18 protein-coding genes are annotated in these 19,972 nt (G+C 60.4%); 7 read left to right on the plus strand and 11 right to left on the minus strand.

Going from position 1 to position 19,972, the window contains the following annotated elements; translation table 11 throughout:
• Positions 1-23 precede the first annotated feature (23 nt).
• Positions 24-1,130, plus strand: coding sequence for an enoyl-CoA hydratase/isomerase family protein (locus AB7M29_RS18795; protein ID WP_454247520.1), 1,107 nt, complete (start codon positions 24-26; stop codon positions 1,128-1,130).
• Between the two features lie 3 nt (positions 1,131-1,133).
• The gene (locus tag AB7M29_RS18800; protein WP_454247521.1) at positions 1,134-2,285 is read left to right on the plus strand and encodes an acyl-CoA dehydrogenase family protein; all 1,152 of its coding nucleotides are present in this window, start codon (positions 1,134-1,136) and stop codon (positions 2,283-2,285) included.
• 126 nt (positions 2,286-2,411) lie between these two features.
• Here the strand turns inward: AB7M29_RS18800 and AB7M29_RS18805 are convergent, their stop codons facing one another.
• The 7 genes from AB7M29_RS18805 to pssA all read right to left on the minus strand — a co-directional run bounded on the left by AB7M29_RS18805 (position 2,412) and on the right by pssA (position 11,027).
• On the minus strand, positions 2,412-3,185 hold the full coding sequence (locus tag AB7M29_RS18805) for an enoyl-CoA hydratase (protein ID WP_030131385.1): 774 nt from the start codon (positions 3,183-3,185) through the stop codon (positions 2,412-2,414).
• 30 nt (positions 3,186-3,215) lie between these two features.
• The gene (locus AB7M29_RS18810) at positions 3,216-4,343 is read right to left on the minus strand and encodes an acyl-CoA dehydrogenase (protein ID WP_454247522.1); all 1,128 of its coding nucleotides are present in this window, start codon (positions 4,341-4,343) and stop codon (positions 3,216-3,218) included.
• A gap of 142 nt (positions 4,344-4,485) precedes the next feature.
• Positions 4,486-5,679 carry an acetyl-CoA C-acyltransferase gene (locus AB7M29_RS18815; RefSeq protein WP_050683239.1) on the minus strand — a complete coding sequence of 398 codons (1,194 nt, stop codon included), beginning with the start codon at positions 5,677-5,679 and terminating at the stop codon, positions 4,486-4,488.
• A 12-nt stretch (positions 5,680-5,691) separates the two neighbouring features.
• Positions 5,692-6,453 carry an SDR family NAD(P)-dependent oxidoreductase gene (locus AB7M29_RS18820; protein WP_454247523.1) on the minus strand — a complete coding sequence of 254 codons (762 nt, stop codon included), beginning with the start codon at positions 6,451-6,453 and terminating at the stop codon, positions 5,692-5,694.
• A gap of 16 nt (positions 6,454-6,469) precedes the next feature.
• The gene (locus AB7M29_RS18825; RefSeq protein ID WP_217855847.1) at positions 6,470-8,134 is read right to left on the minus strand and encodes an AMP-binding protein; all 1,665 of its coding nucleotides are present in this window, start codon (positions 8,132-8,134) and stop codon (positions 6,470-6,472) included.
• A 277-nt stretch (positions 8,135-8,411) separates the two neighbouring features.
• Positions 8,412-9,428, minus strand: coding sequence for an AraC family transcriptional regulator (locus tag AB7M29_RS18830; protein WP_454247524.1), 1,017 nt, complete (start codon positions 9,426-9,428; stop codon positions 8,412-8,414).
• A gap of 255 nt (positions 9,429-9,683) precedes the next feature.
• Positions 9,684-11,027 carry a CDP-diacylglycerol--serine O-phosphatidyltransferase gene (gene pssA / locus AB7M29_RS18835; protein WP_217855852.1) on the minus strand — a complete coding sequence of 448 codons (1,344 nt, stop codon included), beginning with the start codon at positions 11,025-11,027 and terminating at the stop codon, positions 9,684-9,686.
• 217 nt (positions 11,028-11,244) lie between these two features.
• On the opposite strand from pssA, the gene AB7M29_RS18840 reads away from it, so the two are divergent.
• Together AB7M29_RS18840 and AB7M29_RS18845 are read left to right on the plus strand one after the other, a co-directional pair.
• The gene (locus AB7M29_RS18840; protein WP_217855854.1) at positions 11,245-11,808 is read left to right on the plus strand and encodes a TetR/AcrR family transcriptional regulator; all 564 of its coding nucleotides are present in this window, start codon (positions 11,245-11,247) and stop codon (positions 11,806-11,808) included.
• A gap of 56 nt (positions 11,809-11,864) precedes the next feature.
• A complete protein-coding gene (locus AB7M29_RS18845) occupies positions 11,865-12,341 on the plus strand; it encodes a nuclear transport factor 2 family protein (protein WP_217855856.1) in 477 nt (158 codons plus the stop codon).
• Between the two features lie 120 nt (positions 12,342-12,461).
• Here AB7M29_RS18845 and sfnG read toward each other — a convergent pair whose 3' ends face one another.
• Complete coding sequence (sfnG, locus tag AB7M29_RS18850; RefSeq protein ID WP_454247525.1) at positions 12,462-13,556, minus strand: dimethylsulfone monooxygenase SfnG; 1,095 nt, start codon at positions 13,554-13,556, stop codon at positions 12,462-12,464.
• Positions 13,557-13,912: 356 nt separating this feature from the next.
• Here sfnG and AB7M29_RS18855 point away from each other — a divergent pair, with 356 nt between their 5' ends.
• Positions 13,913-15,151: an acyl-CoA dehydrogenase family protein gene (locus AB7M29_RS18855; protein ID WP_217855860.1), complete on the plus strand. Its 1,239-nt coding sequence runs from the start codon at positions 13,913-13,915 to the stop codon at positions 15,149-15,151.
• Positions 15,152-15,347: 196 nt separating this feature from the next.
• A complete protein-coding gene (locus tag AB7M29_RS18860; protein WP_454247526.1) occupies positions 15,348-16,127 on the plus strand; it encodes a TSUP family transporter in 780 nt (259 codons plus the stop codon).
• Here AB7M29_RS18860 and nudC read toward each other — a convergent pair.
• Positions 16,095-16,925 (minus strand): NAD(+) diphosphatase, encoded by an 831-nt coding sequence (gene nudC, locus AB7M29_RS18865; protein WP_454247527.1) that lies wholly within the window; start codon positions 16,923-16,925, stop codon positions 16,095-16,097. The genes AB7M29_RS18860 and nudC overlap by 33 nt on opposite strands.
• Positions 16,926-16,931: 6 nt before the next feature.
• Positions 16,932-17,744, minus strand: a complete 813-nt coding sequence (locus AB7M29_RS18870) for a crotonase/enoyl-CoA hydratase family protein (protein WP_454247528.1) — start codon at positions 17,742-17,744, stop codon at positions 16,932-16,934.
• 229 nt (positions 17,745-17,973) lie between these two features.
• On the opposite strand from AB7M29_RS18870, the gene pncA reads away from it, so the two are divergent.
• Positions 17,974-18,603 carry a bifunctional nicotinamidase/pyrazinamidase gene (gene pncA, locus AB7M29_RS18875; protein ID WP_123722664.1) on the plus strand — a complete coding sequence of 210 codons (630 nt, stop codon included), beginning with the start codon at positions 17,974-17,976 and terminating at the stop codon, positions 18,601-18,603.
• 64 nt (positions 18,604-18,667) lie between these two features.
• On the opposite strand, the gene AB7M29_RS18880 is transcribed toward pncA, so the two are convergent.
• On the minus strand, positions 18,668-19,969 hold the full coding sequence (locus AB7M29_RS18880) for an ATP-binding protein (RefSeq protein WP_454247529.1): 1,302 nt from the start codon (positions 19,967-19,969) through the stop codon (positions 18,668-18,670).
• Between the last annotated feature and the right edge of the window lie 3 nt (positions 19,970-19,972).

The following is a 19,972-nucleotide window of genomic DNA, read 5'->3' on the forward strand; positions in this document are numbered from 1 at the left end:
ACAATAAAAGCAGGGAGTTAGTGATGACTGCTCAGGTTTCATCCCCGACAACACAGCCCATGGATGCCACGCAAAACGAAGTGTTGGCCGAGGTTCGCAATCACATCGGTCACCTGACCCTCAATCGCCCCGCCGGCCTCAACGCCATTACCCTGGACATGGTTCGCAGCCTGCAACAGCAGCTCGATGCCTGGGCACAGGATCCGCAGGTGCATGCGGTGGTGTTGCGCGGCGCGGGTGAGAAAGCGTTCTGCGCCGGCGGTGATATTCGCTCGCTGTACGACAGTTTCAAAAGCGGCGACACCCTGCACGAGGATTTCTTCGTCGAGGAATACGCCCTCGACCTCGCCATCCATCACTATCGCAAACCGGTCCTGGCCTTGATGGACGGCTTTGTGCTGGGCGGTGGCATGGGGCTGGTGCAAGGCGCCGATTTGCGGGTGGTCACCGAGCGCAGCCGTCTGGCGATGCCGGAAGTGGCCATCGGTTATTTCCCGGACGTCGGCGGTAGCTACTTCCTGCCGCGCATCCCCGGTGAGCTGGGCATTTATCTCGGTGTCAGCGGCATGCAGATCCGCGCCGCCGATGCACTCTATTGCGGCCTGGCCGACTGGTACCTGGAAAGCGACAAGCTGGGCACGCTGGACGAACAACTCGATCACCTCGAATGGCACGACACGCCGCTCAAGGACCTGCAAGGCATGCTGGCGAAACTCGCCGTGCAGCAACTGCCGGCAGCGCCCCTGGCGGCGTTGCGGCCGGCTATCGATCACTTCTTCGCCCTGCCTGATGTGCCGAGTATGGTGGAACAACTGCGTCAAGTGACCGTCGCCGACAGCCATGAGTGGGCCACGGCCACCGCCGACCTGCTGGAGAGCCGTTCACCGCTGGCCATGGGCGTGACCCTGGAAATGCTGCGGCGCGGTCGGTACCTGAGCCTGGAACAGTGCTTCGCCCTCGAACTGCACCTGGATCGCCAGTGGTTCGAACGCGGCGACCTGATCGAAGGCGTGCGCGCCTTGCTGATCGACAAAGACAAGAACCCGCGCTGGAACCCGCCGACTCTGCAGGCGCTGGACGCTGAGCACGTGGCGAGTTTTTTCACCGGGTTCGACCAGAGCGGGAGCTGAGTCATGCACGATATCGAATTGAGCGAAGAACAAGTGATGATCCGCGACATGGCCCGGGATTTTGCCCGCGGTGAAATCGCGCCCCACGCACAGGCCTGGGAAAAGGCAGGCCGGATCGATGACGGTCTGGTGGCGAAGATGGGTGAACTGGGTCTGCTGGGCATGGTTGTGCCCGAGGAATGGGGCGGCACTTATGTCGACTACGTCGCCTATGCGCTGGCGGTGGAAGAGATTTCTGCCGGTGACGGCGCCACCGGTGCGCTGATGAGTATCCACAATTCCGTGGGTTGCGGGCCGGTGCTCAACTACGGCACCGAAGAACAGAAACAGCAATGGTTGCCGGACCTCGCCAGCGGCCAGGCCATCGGCTGCTTTTGCCTCACCGAACCCCAGGCCGGTTCCGAAGCGCATAACCTGCGCACCCGCGCCGAACTGCGCGACGGCCAGTGGGTGATCAATGGCGCCAAGCAATTCGTCAGCAACGGCAAACGGGCGAAGCTGGCGATTGTGTTTGCCGTGACCGACCCGGAGCTGGGCAAGCGCGGCATTTCGGCGTTCCTGGTGCCGACCGAAACAGCGGGTTTCATCGTCGACCGCAGTGAACACAAGATGGGTATCCGTGCTTCCGATACCTGCGCCGTCACCCTGAACAATTGCACTGTTCCCGAAGCCAATCTGCTCGGCGAACGCGGCAAAGGTCTGGCCATCGCCCTCTCCAACCTCGAAGGCGGCCGCATCGGCATCGCCGCGCAAGCCTTGGGCATCGCCCGGGCAGCGTTCGAAGCGGCGCTGGCTTACGCGCGGGATCGGGTGCAGTTCGACAAGCCGATCATCGAACACCAAAGCATCGCCAACATGCTGGCCGACATGCACACCCGCTTGAACGCCTCGCGTTTGCTGATCCTGCATGCCGCAAGGTTGCGCAGTGCCGGCAAACCGTGTCTGTCGGAGGCTTCACAGGCCAAGCTGTTTGCCTCGGAGATGGCCGAGAAGGTCTGCTCGTCGGCGATACAGATTCATGGCGGGTATGGGTATCTGGAAGACTACCCGGTGGAACGCTACTACCGGGATGCGCGGATCACGCAGATTTATGAAGGGTCGAGCGAGATACAGCGGATGGTGATTGCCCGGGAGCTCAAGCACTACCTGGTTTGAAGCCTTAAAAGCTTCGCGAGCAAGCCCGCTCCCACATTAGTCCTGCGGTGTACACGGCATTTGTGAACACCCGAGATCAAATGTGGGAGCGGGCTTGCTCGCGAAAGCGTCCGCAAGAACGCTACATCACTTACCCTGGAACTCCGCCTCCCGCTTGGCAATAAACGCCGCCATCCCTTCCTTCTGATCCTGCGTCGCAAACGCCGCATGGAACACCCGACGCTCAAAGCGCACGCCTTCCGACAGGCTGACTTCAAACGCGCGGTTGACGCTTTCCTTGATCATCATCGCAATCGGCAGCGACTTCTTGGCAATCAGCGCCGCGACTTTCAGCGCCTCTTCCAGTAGCTCATCCGCCGGCACGATGCGCGCAACAATGCCGCAACGCTCCGCTTCCACCGCATCGATCAATCGCCCGCTCAGGCACATTTCCATGGCCTTGGCCTTGCCCACTGCGCGAGTCAGGCGCTGGGTGCCGCCCATGCCTGGCAACACACCGAGGTTGATTTCCGGCTGACCGAATTTGGCGTTGTCGCCCGCCAGAATGAAGTCGCACATCAACGCCAGTTCACAGCCACCGCCCAAGGCGAAACCGTTGACCGCGGCGATGATCGGCTTGCGGCGGTTGGCCACGCGATCGCTGTCACTGAACAGGTCATCGAGGTAGATCTGCGGATAGGTCAGCTCGGCCATTTCCTTGATGTCGGCACCGGCGGCGAAAGCTTTTTTCGAGCCGGTCAGCACGATGCAACCGATGTTCGAATCGGCTTCCAGACCATCGAGGGCGTGGTTCAATTCGCTGACAATTTGCGCATTCAACGCGTTCAAGGCTTGTGGACGGTTGAGGGTAATCAGGCCGACGCGGCCGTGGGTTTCCAGCAAAATCGTTTCGTAGTTCAGCTCTTTATTGCTCACAGAGGGGACTCCTTCTCAAAGATTGCGCGAAATGACCATGCGCTGAATGTCGCTGGTGCCTTCGTAGATCTGGCACACCCGCACGTCGCGGTAGATCCGCTCCAGCGGGAAGTCGTTCAGGTAACCGTAACCGCCAAGGGTTTGCAACGCCGAGGAGCAGACCTTCTCGGCCATTTCCGAAGCGAACAGCTTGGCCATGGATGCTTCCACCAGCGCCGGTTTACCGCTGTCGCGCAACGCCGCCGCGTAATGCACCATCTGCCGGGCGACGGCGATCTGGGTTGCCATGTCTGCCAAGCGAAACGCTACCGCCTGGTGTTCGATGATCGGCTTGCCGAAGCTCTCGCGTTCACGGGCATAGTCGCGGGCCGCTTCGAACGCGGCGCGGGCCATGCCCACCGATTGCGAGGCGATGCCGACACGGCCGCCTTCGAGGTTGGCCAGGGCGATCTTGTAGCCTTCGCCCTCCTCGCCCAGTCGATTGGCCACCGGGACCTTCACATCCTCGAAGAGAATCTGGCAGGTGTCGGAGGCGTGCTGACCGAGTTTGTCTTCAACTCGCGCGACTTGATAGCCCGGCGAATCGGTGGGCACGATCAGCGCCGTGATCCCACGCTTGCCAGCACTCGGGTCAGTCACCGCAAACACAATCACCACCCCGGCGTTTTGCCCGGAGGTGATGAACTGCTTGCAACCGTTAAGCACGTAATGATCGCCATCGAGCCGAGCGCGGGTTTTCAGGCTGCTGGCATCGGAGCCAGCTTGCGGTTCGGTCAGGGCAAACGCACCGAGCATCGCGCCGCTGGCGAGTGGTTTGAGGAAGCGTTCTTTCTGATCGTCGTTGCCGAACTTGAGGATCGGCACACAACCCACTGAGTTGTGCACGCTCATGATGGTCGAGCAGGCGCCGTCGCCGGCAGCGATCTCTTCCAGCGCCATGGCGTAGGCCAGGTAACCGGTGTCGCAACCGCCCCACTGCTCCGGCACCAGCATGCCGAAGAAACCCAGGTCGGCCATCTCGCTGATGGCTTCCTTGGGGAAGCGATGCTCGCGGTCCCATTCGGCGGCGAACGGTTTCAGCCGTTCCTGGGCAAACTGCCGGGCCGCTTCGCTGATCTGAAGTTGTTCGTCATTGGGAATCATGCCAAGTCCTTAAAATTCAAGTTGAAACGCAAGACCTGTGGGAGCGGGCTTGCTCGCGAAGAGGCCGTGTCAGTCGACATCAATGTTGAATGACACACCGCCTTCGCGAGCAAGCCCGCTCCCACAGGGATTGGTGTCAGCTTCAGTACAGGCATTCCACAGCCATGGCCGTGGCTTCACCGCCACCGATGCAGATCGCTGCAACACCGCGTTTCAGGCCTTTCTGGCGCAAGGCCGAGAGCAAGGTCACAAGGATCCGCGCGCCAGATGCACCAATCGGGTGACCCAAAGCGCAGGCACCACCGTGGACGTTGATCTTCTCGTGGGGGATTTCCAGTTTGGTCATGGTCACCAGACTGACCACCGCAAAGGCTTCGTTGACTTCAAACAACTCGACTTCGTCCAGGGACCAGCCGGTTTTCTTCATCAGCTTCTTGATCGCGCCCACCGGTGCCACCGGGAACAGCCCCGGCGTGTCGGCAAATGCAGCGTGACCATGAATCACCGCCAGCGGTTTCAGGCCTTGTTTCTCTGCTTCGGAACGGCGCATCAACACCAATGCCGCCGCGCCATCGGAGATCGAACTGGAGTTCGCCGCCGTCACGGTGCCGCCATCACGGAACGCCGGTTTCAGCGAGGCGATCTTGTCCAGTTTGGCTTTCGGCGGTTGTTCGTCGTGGCTGATCAGCACCTGCTCTTTGCCGACGGTCACGGTGAGCGGCACGATCTCGGCGTTGAAACTGCCGTCCTTGATCGCCTGTTGCGCGCGGGTGGTCGAAGCAATGGCAAACGCGTCCTGAGCTTCGCGGGTAAAGCCGTTGGTTTCAGCGCAATCCTCGGCAAAGGTGCCCATCAGGCGGCCCTTGTCGTAGGCGTCTTCAAGACCGTCGAGGAACATGTGATCGAGCACCCGGCCATGGCCCATTCGATAACCGCTGCGGGCGCGGTCCAGCAGGAATGGCGCGTTGGACATGCTTTCCATGCCCCCGGAGACCACAACATCGGCACTGCCGGCGATCAGCATGTCGTGAGCCAGAATCGTGGCTTCCATGCCCGAGCCGCACATTTTGTTCAGCGTGGTGCAACGGGTCGATTTATCCAGCCCGGCGCCCAGTGCCGCTTGCCGCGCCGGGGCCTGGCCGAGGCCGGCGGACAGCACGCAACCGAACAGCACTTCTTCTACGGATTCAGGGGCGATACCGGCGCGCTCAACGGCAGCACGAATCGCCGCGGCGCCCAGCTGCGGTGCGGTCAGGCTTTTCAGTTCGCCCTGAAAACCGCCCATCGGGGTGCGGACGGCGCTGACAATAACAATCGGATCGTTGGAAAGTGTCATGTCTAATCCTCCTTATTTCGCGGCCATGCGCAGGGCACCGTCGAGACGGATCACCTCGCCGTTGAGCATGCTGTTTTCTATGATATGCCTGGCCAGCGCGGCGTACTCACTCGGCTTGCCCAGGCGCGGTGGAAACGGAACGCCAGCGGCCAAAGACTCGCGCACTTCCGGGGTCATGCCGGCCATCATCGGCGTTTCGAAAATGCCCGGGGCGATGGTCATCACACGGATGCCGAAACGCGCCAGTTCACGGGCGGCGGGCAAGGTCAGGCTGACGATCGCGCCTTTCGAAGCCGAATACGCCGCTTGGCCGATCTGGCCGTCGAAGGCCGCGGCCGATGCTGTGTTGATGATCACGCCACGCTCACCGTCTTCGTCGGCTTCGGTTTCGGCAATCGCCGCCGCTGCCAGGCGCAGCATGTTGAAGCTGCCGATCAGGTTGACGTTGATCACCTGGCTGAAGCTGGCCAGTGCATGAGGGCCGTTCTTGCCGAGGATCTTCTCGCCACGGACGATGCCGGCGCAATTGACCAGACCATTGAGGCCGCCAAACGCTTTGACCGTCGCCTGCACCGCTGCTTCCGCAGCAGCTTCATTGCTAATGTCAGCCACTACGCTTTGCGCGCCCAGACGTGCAGCCTGAGCCGCGACGGCTTCGGCATTCATGTCCACCAGCATCACCTTGGCGCCAGCAGCCACCAGCATTTCAGCAGTGGCGGCACCGAGGCCGGACGCACCGCCGGTGACGAGAAAAACCTTGTTTTCGATCTGCATCATTGTTTCCTTGGATTCAAGCTGAAACGTTCTTCGCGGTGGCCTCTTGAGCCTTGGCGATTTCCTGGTTGCGCAAGATAAAGCGCTGCAATTTGCCGCTTGGGGTTTTCGGCAATTCGCTGACAAATTCGATTTCACGGGGGTACGCGTGCGCCGCCAGACGCTTGCGCACGTGTTGGCGTAGCTCTTCGGCGAGTGCAGGTTCGGCGCGGTATTGCGGGCTGAGCACGACGAAGGCTTTCACCAGCTCGGTGCGCTCCGGGTCGGGCTTACCGATCACCGCCGCTTCGACCACTGCCGGGTGTTCGATCAGCGCACTTTCGACGTCGAACGGGCCGACGCGGTAGCCGGAGGTAGTGATCACGTCGTCACTGCGGCCGACGAAGCTGATGCTGCCGTCCGGGTTCCACTCGACGGTATCGCCGCTCAGGTAATAGTTGCCGACGAAGGCCTTGGTCGGAGCGCCTTCGTAGCCGCCGAACCAGTACATCGGCGACTGGGTACGGTCGATGGCCAGAATGCCTGGCTGGCCGACGCCGAGTTCTTTGTATTCGTCATCGAGCACCACGATGCGGTGACCCGGCGAGGCGAAACCGGCAGCGCCGACGTGCACTGGATGATCGAGGCCGTGGTGATTGCACAGAACCATGCCCAGTTCGGTCTGGCCGTAATGGTCGTGGATCACCACGCCGAGGTTATCGGCGAACCAGCGGATCACTTCCGGGTTCAGCGGCTCGCCAGCGCTGCTGACGATGCGCAGCTTGCCCTTGATCGAGCGGGCGAACTCGTCGCCACCGGCAATCAGCAAGCGATACGCGGTCGGCGAACCGGTGAGGTTGGTGATCCCGTATTTGTTGATCACCCGGCAGGTGCTTTCGAGGGTGAACGGGCCATCGTAAAAGGTGATCGGGTGCCCCATCGCCATCGGCCCGGTGACACCGAAATAGATGCCATAGGCCCAGCCCGGATCGGCGACGTTCCAGAACGCGTCTTCAGGGCGCAGGTCTACGGCATCACGGGTGTAACTCTGGAACGCGACAATTGCCTTGAGCGGCACCGACAGCGCTTTCGACGGGCCGGTGGTGCCCGAGGTGAACATCAGCAGGAACGGGTCTTCGCCAGTCAGCAATACCGGTTCGCACTCGGAAGAATAATTGGCCAGTTCGGCCCAGAAACTGAAATCGCCACGCACGATGCCCTGGCCCTTGGGACCGCCAACGGTGACGATAGTCGGGCAGTCGGCCACTTCAGCAAGTTTCGGGCGATTGACCGCGTCGGTTACTACGACTGCGGCGCCGGAGCTGTTGAGGCGATGTTCGATGGCTTTCGGGCCGAATGCCGTAAAGAGCGGCTGATAGACCGCGCCGATGCGCCAGGTGGCGAACACGGTGATCAGTAATTCAATGTTGCGTGGCAAGAGGCCGGCGACTTTATCGCCCTTCTTCACGCCCTGGGCCAGCAGGAAATTGGCAAACCGCGCGGCCTTATCCTGCAAGTCGCTGAAGGTGTAGGTCGCGCTGGCGCCGTCGCGGCCTTCCCAAAACAGCGCGATGCGCCCCGGCAAGGCATGCCGGTCGCAACACTCGACGCAGGCATTGAGCGCGCTCAACGACCCTGTGAGCGCGGCATCGACGGTGTGCTGATAATTGAACTGTGACGTGGCAGACAAGTAATCGCGCATTGCCAGAATCCCTGTGTATTTTTATTAGGTTGGGGGAACCGTAAATAACAGGGAAATACTCGCTCTGCGCGGGGCGCGGGACAATGGTCAAAGCTATCAAGTTGTGTGACTGGTTTGGCCAAGGTTCAAGGGATGCAGCGCCTGGGCGGACGCCTTCGCGAGCAAGCCCGCTCCCACATAAGTTTTGTGTGGGTTGCAAATAGGTGGGCAGACACAATTCCACTGTGGGAGCGGGCTTGCTCGCGAAGGCGCCAGACCAATCAACACAAAATCCGGATCAACTGGCCTCGTTAAGAATCAAACTCCGATAATGCCCCGGATTAGACCCCGACCACTTGCGAAATGCCTTGTAGAACGAACTGGTATCGGCAAACCCCAAACGGGTGGCGATTTCGGCGAAGCTGATGGCAGGCTCGGCCAGCCAGACGATGGCCAGTTCCTTGCGCACACTGTCCTTGAGCCCCTGATACGTCTGGCCCTCTTCAGCCAGGCGGCGGCGCAGGGTCGAGGCCGACATGCACAGTTGCTGCGCCAGCGCCTCGGTTTCCGGCCAATGCTCGGCAGGCAGTTGCCGCAGATCGTGCTTGATCCGACTGGCCAGGCTTTCGGGGTCGCGATACTTTACCAGAATGTTCGCCGGCGCATGGGCCAGGAAGCGTTTGAGCTCTTCAGAGCTGCGCTTGATCGGCAAATCCAGGCAGTCAGCGGAGAAAATCATCCGCGTGCGCGGCCGGTCGAACCGCAGGTTTTCGGAGAACATCACCCGGTAGTCATCACAAAAATCCGGCGCTGGGCAACGCAACTCGATGGCCAGGATCGGAATCCGCCGCCCCGCCAGCCAGCAGGCAACGCCGTGCACGATCATCCAGTAAGTGAAGTAGGTGAAGGCGCGGCGCGGGTCTTCTTCGTCCTCCAGCAGGACGATTTCCGCCAGGCTTTGCTGGCGAACCAGTTGCGCGGGCATGCGCTCCAGCATCAACGACAGAAAGCTCAGGCCCGAAGTCAGCCCGGCCGCCAGACTTGGCTGAACCATCGAGCAACGACACAGAAACTCCAGGCTGCCGGACTTGAGCTTGCGCGGGTCCATGCCAAAAAACTCATCGTCCCCGCGGCGGGCCAGCAACCGCCACAACCGCGCATAAGCGGTGGCCGGAACACGGGCGTCGGTGGTTTCCAGCAACGCCGGATCGATGCCGACCTTGTTCAACACCTCTTCGGTGGCAGCGCCCGGGGCGCAACTTTGCAACAGCGCTTCACGCACCAGTTGAATGGAGATGGTGTCTTTTTCCGACATTGACCGTGGCGAGCCTTGTTCTTGTGTGAGTGGTGAGCATATTAGCGCAGCCATCAGCCCGGCGCAGATCCCTGTGGGAGCGGGCTTGCTCGCGAAGGGGCCATAACAGTCAACATTGATGTCGCCTGACACACCGCTTTCGCGAGCAAGCCCGCTCCCACATTGGATTTGAGTCGATCACAATTCCAATGTGGGAGCGAGCCTGCTCGCGATGGCATTTGGGCAGGCGCCACACCTACCCCGCCGTATTAACCCTCACAAAATCCGATACAACAACCGCTCGATCCGTACCCGACTCACGCGCTTGAGAAACTTGGCCACTCCCGCCGGATAATCCGGCAGCGTTTCCAGATCCTGATACCGCTCAATACGGCTGGTGTGTTGGAAAATCTCCGCCAGCTCATTGCCACGCGGTTCCAGCAACTCACCTTTCGGATCATCAATCAGCAACGCGTTTTCCAGGTCGAGACGGAACGCACGTGGGTTGAGGTTGTTACCGGTCAGCAAGGTGTAGCGCTGATCGATCCACATGCCCTTGAGGTGATAGGTGTTGTCACCATCCTTCCACAAATGCAGGTTCAGCTTGCCACTGTCGATGCTGCGCTGATGGCGCTTGGCGAAGCGTCGCAGGCTGATTTCGTAAAGGTACGGCAACGCCGCGATGACCTTGAACGGCTCGCTAGGCGGAATGTAGAAGTCGTTGGCGGTTTTGTCGCCGACGATGATGTCGATCTTCACGCCCCGCGCCAGCGCCCGGTTGATTTCCCGGGTCACTGCCAGCGGCAGGTTGAAGTACGGCGTGCAGATGGTCAGCTGATGTTGGGCGCTGGCGATCAGCTCGCAGATCACCCGACTCAACGGGTTGTTCTTGCCCACACCGAGCAAGGGACTGACCGATAAACCGCCCTTCGCCGTATTGCCGGCCGTGGTGTCGTACGCCGCGTGCTTGAGGCGGCTGCGCAGGTCACCGATGTCGTTGCGCAGGCTGCGGGTGGTCGGCAGGTTTGGCAGATCGAGGCGATGCACCGCTTTTGAGGCGATCAGACCGTGCTGAATCAGGTGCTGCATCGAGTCGGCCAGCGCGTGATTCTGCAGCAGGTGATAGCGGTCGAAGCGGTACTTGTCGAATTTGTGCAGGTAAACGTTGTTCAGGCTCGCGCCGCTGTAGAGCACGCAATCGTCGATCACAAAGCCCTTCAAATGCAGCACGCCGAACAGCTCGCGGGTCTGCACCGGCACACCGTACACCGGCACCACGCTTTCGTGGGTACGGGTCGCTTCCTGATACCAGGCCGAGTTGCCCGGCTGCTTACCGGCACCGATCAAACCGCGCTGGGCGCGCAACCAGTCCACGACCACCACCACGTCCAGTTCCGGGCGCGCCAGTTTGGCGGCGTGCAGGGCATCGAGGATTTCCTGCCCGGCCTCGTCCTGTTGCAGGTACAGCGCGACGATATAGATGCGCTGGGTTGCCTGGGCGATTTGTTCCAGCAGGCAACGGCGGAACTCGGCGGCGCCAGAGAGGATGGTGACGGCATCGGCGGTCAGCGGAAAACTGCGCAGTTTAGGCAGCAGAGAGCGTTTGAAAAGCGACGGCATAGGGCTCGCAAAAGGGTCGAATCCGAAGAACCCGAGAGCTTACACCATGGATTGCCTTGGGTCTTGTTACTGTCTGTAATGGCCTCTTCGCGAGCAAGCCCGCTCCCACATTTGAAATGCGTTCCCCTGTGGGAGCGGGCTTGCTCGCGAAGGCAATTTCACAAGCGACACAAATTACCACTTGACCAAGGAGAACGATCATTCTACTGTTGGCCGCATGAACGAAATCACTAGCAACGACACACGCGACATCATTCTGGATGTCACCGAAAAGTTGATCTACAAAAGTGGCATCGCTGCCACCGGCATGGATCTTCTGGTGAAAACCGCCGGCGTCTCCAGAAAAAGTATTTACCGCTACTTCGCCAACAAGGAGGAGCTCACCGTCGCGGCCCTGCAACGCCGTGATGTGCGCTGGATGAATTGGTATCGAAGCGAAGTCGGAAAGGCGCAAACCCCGGCCGACCGGCTGCTCAACCTGTTTACCGTGCTCAAGGCCTGGTTCGCCTCCGAAGGCTTTCGCGGCTGCGCATTCATCAACACCAGCGGCGAAACCGGCGATGCGCAAGACCCGGTTCGCCTGGTCGCCAAAGACCACAAACAGAAGCTGCTCGACTACGTGCGCGAGCTCTGTACCGAACATGGCGCACAAGACCCGGAGACGCAGGCCAAACAGCTGCTGATCCTGATCGACGGTGCCATTACCGTAGCGCTTGTGATGGGTGATCACAGTGCCGCCGATAATGCGCAATGCATGGCGCGAAAGTTATTGGACCTGTAACACTTTTAATAAGCCCGACAACTTGCTTGAACGTTAATTTGATAGGGAGACTTAATATGTCTACTGCCGAAGTTCGTCCGCCATTGCCACCGTTTACCCGTGAATCGGCCATCGAAAAAGTTCGCCTGGCCGAGGATGGCTGGAACTCCCGCGACCCGGAACGGGTGTCCCTGGCCTACACCCTGGACACCCAATGGCGTAACCGCGCCGAGTTCGCCCATAACCGCGAAGAAGCCAAAGCATTCCTGACCCGCAAATGGGCAAAGGAACTGGACTACCGACTGATCAAGGAACTCTGGGCCCATGGCGCCAACCGCATCGCCGTGCGTTATGCCTACGAATGGCATGACGACTCGGGTAACTGGTTCCGTTCCTATGGCAACGAGAACTGGGAGTTTGACGAGAACGGCCTGATGTTCAACCGTTACGCCTGCATCAACGACATGCCGATCAAGGAAAGCGACCGCAAGTTCCACTGGCCGCTGGGCCGCCGGCCGGATGATCACCCGGGCTTGTCCGACTTGGGCCTATAGGTTCACACAGTTCAAATGTGGGAGCGGGCTTGCTCGCGAAAGCGGTGTGTCAGTCGACATCAATATTGAATGTCAGTCCGTCTTCGCGAGCAAGCCCGCTCCCACAGTGGCTTGTGGTGTTCAGGCTACCGCGGCGGTTTGCTTCAGTTGAGCTTTGGCCTCCAACTCCCGCACCAACGGCAACACCCGCTTCCCGAAATATTCCACCTCTTCCTGAAAGTGCAGGAACCCCGCCAGCACCAAATCCACGCCCACCGCTTTCAACGCGACGATCCGCTCGGCGATCTGCTGCGGTGTGCCGATCAGGTTGGTCTTGAAACCATCGTTGTACTGCACCAGATCTTCAAAGGTCGACTTGGCCCAGTTGCCCTCGCCCTCGGGCGACGCCCTGCCCGCTTGCTTCGCCGCGTCGCCAAAGGCGTTCACGGCTTCGGGGTCGGCCTGATCGATGATCTGCGCCAACACCGCCCGCGCCTCTTCTTCGGTGTCACGAGCGATGACAAAAGCATTCACCCCGACCTTCACCGAATGATTGTTCGCAGCTGCTTTCGTGCGGATGTCATCGACCTGGGCCTTGATGCCTTCGGGGGTGTTGCCGTTGGTGAAGTACCAGTCCGAAACCCGCGCCGCCATGTCCCGTGCCGCGCGGGAACTGCCGCCCTGGAAGACTTCCGGCTGACCCAGAGGCTTGGGTTTGAGGCTGTAGTTGTCGAAGCGATAGAAGTCGCCGCGAAAGGTGAAGTTGTCCTGGGTCCAGATGCCCTTCAATGCGCGAATAAATTCTTCGGAGCGGCGATAACGTTCATCGTGCTCCAGCCAGTGTTCGCCGATGGCCTGAAACTCGCCCTTGAACCAACCGCTGACAATGTTCACCGCCACCCGGCCGTTAGTGAGTTGATCGATGGTTGCCAGTTGTTTGGCCGCCAGCGCCGGTTGCCATGGCCCCGGCAGGATCGCCGCGATGACTTTCAACTTGGTGGTGGCGGCCAGCAGCGCATGACTGAAGGCAACGGATTCATGCTGGAACTCGGCGCCATAACCGGCGGTGAAACGAATCTGGGTCAGGGCATATTCGAACCCCGCCTCTTCGGCCAGTTGCGCCAGTTTGCGGTTGTAGTCGATGCCCCAGTGGGTGCGCTGCTCGATCTTGCTGACCACCAGCCCGCCGCTGACGTTCGGTACCCAGTAGGCAAATTTGACGGCTTGATGACTCATTGGCATGTCCTCGGGTTTTCAGGGAAGTCCTGAGGCAGAGCAGCAACCGTGCCAGCGCTGAATCGCGATTTGTGACACTACCGTCTTGAGTCGAGCGAGATCCCTGTGGGAGCGGGCTTGCTCGCGAAGGCGGTTTAACATTCAACATCTTTATTGACTGGCATATCGCTTTCGCGAGCAAGCCCGCTCCCACAGGGATCCGGGTACACCTGAAGCAATTTGCTGATGCTCTGTTGGCACAGCAACAATTCAGGCCACGCCGAAATCCACAACATCCAATAAACCAAGGTCTGCGAGCTTCGGCATGGACCGTGCAATCCCCCACGGTATTCACTGTCGTCCCAAGGAGCTGTCCCATGACCGAACATCAAGTAATCAACCCGCTATCTACCGGCACGGATTATGAAGCGCTGGCCGCACGTTTTCGGCCGATCTTCCAACGCATCGCCGCCGGTGCCGTTGAGCGCGAACAAACCCGCAGCCTGCCTTACGAACCGATTCAATGGCTCAAGGACGCTGGCTTCGGCGCGGTTCGGGTGCCGGTTGAATACGGCGGTGGCGGCGCGTCCCTGCCGCAGTTGTTCGAATTGCTGATCGAACTGGCCGAAGCCGATTCCAACGTGCCCCAGGCCCTGCGCGGGCATTTCGCCTTTGCCGAGGATCGTTTGAACGCAGCGCCGGGACCGGCTAGGGATGTCTGGTTCAAACGCTTCGTGGAGGGCGACATCGTCGGTTGCGCCTGGACCGAAATCGGCAGCGTGGCGATCGGTGATGTGATCACCAAGGTTTCGCCCGACGGCGATCAGTGGCGGCTCAACGGCGAGAAGTTCTACAGCACCGGCAGCATTTTCTCTGACTGGATCGACGTCTATGCCCAACGCAGCGATACCGGCGGCGACGTGATTGCTGCCGTCCGCACACGCCAATCGGGAATTGTGCAGAGCGATGACTGGGACGGTTTCGGCCAGCGCACCACGGGCAGCGGCACCTCGCGATTTATCGATGCCGAAGTGGACGCCGAGAACATCATCGACTTCGCCACCCGCTTCAAATACCAGACGGCGTTTTATCAATTGGTGCTGTTGGCGACCCTGGCCGGAATTGGCCGCGCCGCATTGCGTGATGTGGCGCATCAGGTGCGCGAGCGTAAACGCATCTATAGCCACGGCAATGCACAGCGGGTCAGCGAAGATTCGCAAGTGCAGCAGGTGGTTGGTGAAGTGGCGGCGTGGGTGTATGCCGCCGAAGCCAGTGCCTTGAAGGCTGCGCAACCGGCGCAGCGGGCTTATCTGGCGCGGTTCTCCGGGGATAAAGCGCTGGAGCGTGCGGCGAATGTGGCAGCGGAGATTGAGTCGGCCAAGGCTCAGGTGGTGGTCTCGGAATTGATCCAGCGCGCGACCACGGGGCTGTTCAATGCCTTGGGCGCTTCGGATGTTCGTGAAGGCAAATCGCTGGATCGGCATTGGCGCAATGCGCGGACCGTGTCGTCGCACAATCCGGTGATCTACAAGGCGCGGATTGTCGGGGACTGGGCGATCAACGGGACTGAACCGCCGTTTGTTTGGCAGATTGGTAATGGGCCTGAGCGCAAGTGATGCGTCGTCGGGGCTGACGCCTTCGCGAGCAAGCCCGCTCCCACATTCGACCGAGTTCCTTCAGGGGAATGCGATTAAATGTGGGAGCGGGCTTGCTCGCGAAAGGGCCAGACCGGTCGCCGCAGAGTTTGGATATGGGTAAGATACCGGCCTTCCTCGCAGCCCTCTTCTGCGCCCTGCCGAATAAGCCCATTCCATGCCTTTCGAACTCAGCGTTGACCCCACTACCCTGGTCGTTCTGGCCCTCGTCGCTTTCATTGCCGGTTTCATCGACGCCATCGCCGGCGGTGGCGGCCTGTTGACCACTCCGGCGCTGCTGACCGCAGGCCTGCCGCCGCATCTGGTGCTGGGCACCAACAAACTCAGTTCGACCTTCGGCTCGGCCACTGCCAGTTTCACTTTCTATCGGCGCAAGCTGTTCCATCCTCGGCAATGGACGCACGCCATCGTCGGCACACTGGTGGGTGCACTCACCGGCGCGGTGGTCGCTCATTACTTGCCGGCGGAATGGCTGAACAAGATGCTGCCGGTGATCGTTTTCGCTTGCGGTCTTTATCTGTTGTTCGGCGGCACACCGAAGGCGCCGCTGGACAGCGACGCACCGATCAAGAAAAAATGGCAATCGACACAAGGCTTCAGCCTCGGTTTCTACGACGGCGTGGCCGGGCCGGGAACGGGGGCGTTCTGGACCGTCAGCAGCCTGCTGATGTACCCCATCGACCTGGTCAAGGCCAGCGGCGTGGCGCGCAGCATGAACTTCGTCAGCAACATCGCAGCGCTGTCGGTGTTCATATTTTCCGGGCAGGTGGACTGGATCATCGGCCTGAGCATGGGCCTGTCGGTGATGGTCGGCGCCTTCTTCGGCGCGCGCACCGCCATCAGCGGCGGTGCGAAATTCATTCGTCCGGTGTTCATCACCGTGGTGCTTGGCTTGACCGTCCGGTTAGCTTGGCAGCACTGGTTCAGCGTGGCCTAAGCGCCGCGCCACATAGACGTCGATCAGGTAACGGGCAATCGAGCGAGACGCCGGCAATGGCGGCAGCTCGTGCACGTTGAACCACTGGGCGTCTTCGATCTCGTCTTCCTGACAGACAATCTCGCCCCCGGCATACTCGGCGTGAAAACCGAGCATCATCGAATGCGGGAACGGCCAGCACTGACTGCCCATGTACTGGATGTTCTTGACCTCGATCTGCACCTCTTCGCGGACCTCGCGAATCAGGCAATCCTCGGCCGACTCCCCCGGCTCGGCAAACCCCGCCAACGTGCTGTAGACCCCGGTGACAAAACGTGGCGATCGGGCCAGCAGAACCTCGTCGCCACGGGTCACCAGCACGATCATGCTCGGTGAAATGCGCGGATAGTGGCGTATATCACACGGCTCACAGTACATCGCCCGCTCACGCGGCACCTGGTTCATCACCTGTCCGCAATTACCGCAGAAACGGTGTTCGCGGGCCCAAGTCCCGATTTGCGCGGCATAGCCGAGAACCTTGTAGACGGTGTGATCGCCCTCGAGCATGAACGCTCGCAGGCCTTTCCAGTTGCAGCCCGGTACTTCGCTGTGACTGCGCAACTCCAGCAGGTAGACCGGTTCGCCATCCAGGTGACCGATGCCATGCTCGGCGAGAATCGACAGGTCCTGACGCTTGAGCCATTCCCGTGGAAACAGCGCGCCATTGTCATCGAACAAAAAGCCTTCAGGGCTGCGGGCCACGGCCCAACCGCCGGGTTGATCGGTGTCCAGTACTGCAGTGGTCCAGCGTGAAATCATGTTTAATCAATCCAGAAATTCGGGTTTCTGTTTGCTCATATGGGCGGCCATAGCCACGCGCAGATCGGTAGATTGCAGCATGGCGGCGTTCCAGGTGGCGACGTATTCGAGGCCGTCGTCGATGCGATGGTCACGCATGTAGCTGATCATCTCTTTGGTGCCGGTGATAGCAATCGGCGACTTGCCGGCGATTTCACGGGCTATGCCCATCACGCCTTCAAGCAGGCTGGTGGTATCGCTGTAGACGCGATTGACCAGGCCGATGGTCCGCGCTTCGTCGGCGCCAAAGGTGCGACCAGTGTAAGCCAGTTCACGCAGCATGCCGTCACCGATTATCCGTGGCAAGCGTTGCAAAGTGCCCACATCGGCTGCCATGCCGATGTCGATTTCCTTGATGGAAAATTGCGCGTCCTCGGCGGCGTAACGCATGTCGCAGGCTGAAATCAGGTCGATGGCGCCGCCTAGGCAATAACCCTGAATCGCCGCCAGCACCGGTTTGCGGCAGTTGTCGACGGCATTGAACGACGCTTGCAGTGCAAGGATCTTGCGCCGTAGCAGGCGCGCATTGCGGCCGACATCCTTACCCAGCTCATTGGCCACACCGGCCAGCATCATCAGGTCGATACCGGAAGAAAAATGCTTGCCGGCACCACTGAGTACCACCACCCGGACTTCGTCGGTATCGTCGATCCACTGGAAAATCTCGATGATCTCGCTCCAGAACGCGGCGTTCATCGAATTGATCTTTTCCGGCCGGTTGATCTGCACATGGGCGATTTTATCGGCCAGTTCGACGCTGAAGGCGGTGTATTGAGACATGGCAGTGATCCTTTACCGGGCAGAATATGAGGCCCGAACTATAACAAGGCATCAGTGCCAGCAGTAAGGCAGCGGTTCGGCCAAATGCGGGACTGCTCCGGGTTTTGTGGTATCTGGACTGACCTGCTCGCGATTGGCTGCACCACCGAAATTAATGAGAAACCGGCTTAGCGCACCAGCAAAGTTGTCACTATGCTTGCACCTGACTTTCCAAGGAGGAACCCCACCCATGCCTATCTCTTCACGTGCAGCCCTGCTGGTTATCGACGTACAGAACGACTTCATCCCCGGCGGTCAATTACCGGTGCCGGAGGGCGACCTGATCGTGCCCTTGATCAACCGCCTCGGCCGCCAATTCAAGCAGGTCATCATCGCCCAGGACTGGCACCCGCCCGGCCATGCCTCATTCGCCTCCAGCCACCCCGGTCGCAAGCCTTACGACGTGATTCAGTTGCCTTACGGCGAGCAGACACTTTGGCCTGAGCATTGTGTACGGGCCACACCCGGTGCCGAGTTCCATGCGGAACTGGACCTGCCCCACGCCCAATTGATCATCCGCAAGGGCTGCAACCCGGACATCGACAGTTATTCGGCGTTTCTGGAAGCGGATCGAACCACGACCACAGGCTTGGCCGGATACCTTAAAGAGCGCGGCATCGACACGGTTTACATGGTCGGGCTGGCACTGGATTTCTGCGTGATGTTCTCCGCGCTGGACGCGCGGGCGGCGGGGTTCAATGCGTTTGTGGTGGTGGATGCGTGTCGGGCGATTGATCTGGATGGATCGCTGGCGGCAGCAATCGACCGGATGCAGGTGGCTGGGGTCGGGTTGATTCCATCAACCGAAATACTCGGCTGAACGGTGACTGGTAATGCCTTGTGGCGAGGGGGCTTGCCCCCTCGCCACAAGGGTTTCGCAAGATTCAGGCGGGGGTCGGCAACCACAACCTGAACCGCGCCCCCCCCAGCGGCGACGGTTGCGCAGTAAGTGTGCCGCCCTGTGCTTCCAGCGCCCGGCGGCTGATCGCCAACCCCAACCCGAAGCCGCCAGTCGCCCGATCCCGACTACGATCCAGCCGATAAAACGGCTCGAAAATCCGCTCCCGCTCCTCCTCTGGAATGCCGATGCCATCATCATCCACCCAGATCTCACAGCCCTTGGCGCACACCTGCACACCGATCTGAATCCGTTTTTCGCAATAGCGCATGGCGTTGCGCAGCAGGTTCTGGATAGCTCGGGCGGTCAGTCGCGGGTCCAGCGAGAAGCGTTCGAGCTGGCCGTTAAGCAGCACATCAATGACGATTTCCGGGGATTCCAGTTCTTCGTCGACACTGCCGAGGATGCTGTCGATGAATTCATCCAGCGACACGTCGACCTGTTCCGGCAGCCGCGCCGGGTTTTGCAGTCGGCTGTAGGACAGCAGTTCCAGCACCAACTCATCCAGTTCGCGAATGTGCGCGACCAAGCCTTGCAGACGTTCGCGGCTGGTGGCCGGCAAGTCGTCGGACAGCGCCAGGGCCAGGCCGAAATCCAGCCGCGTCAGTGGCGTGCGCAATTCGTGGGACACGGCGTTGAGCAGATCGCGTTGCTGGTTGAGCAGGTTTTCGATGTCGCCGGCCATGGTGTCGAACACGTGGGCCAGGCTGCCGATGTTGGAACTGGGGGAAATCTGCGTGCGCTCGCTCAAGTGGCCTTTGCCGAAGCGTTCGGCGGTGCCTTTGAGGCGCTCCAGGTCGCGCCAGTGCGGGCGCAACCACAGCAACAGGCACGCGAGCATAGTCGCGCCGATCAGTACGTTGATGCTCCAGTACAACCAGCTGACGTCCGTCGGGTCCGGCGGCACGACCATTTCCACGACCATCTGCTCGTTCAACGGCGTCACGGCCAAGGTGCGCCAGCCCCAGTCGCCGATGCGCACGACGTTTTCCCCACGCTGCAAGCGCGCACGTTCATCCAGGGTAAATTCGGCGTCGTCGTTGCGGGCCAGCACGATGTGCAACGGCTGGAATTCCTTGTCCATCTCGGCCGCCAATGCCGGCCACTGCTCAATCGGCACCGCGCGAAACTGCTTGACGATCAGCGTTTGTAACCCTCGGGAGTAATCGAGGTTGTAGGTGACAAAACGCTCATGGAAGACCTGGATCACCAAGTCCGGCACCAAATAAATCGCGGCGCTGAACGAGACAATGGTTACCAAATAGAGGCGAAACAGGATTCTGAACATCGA

The organism is Pseudomonas sp. F-14 TE3623 (genome assembly GCF_053629015.1).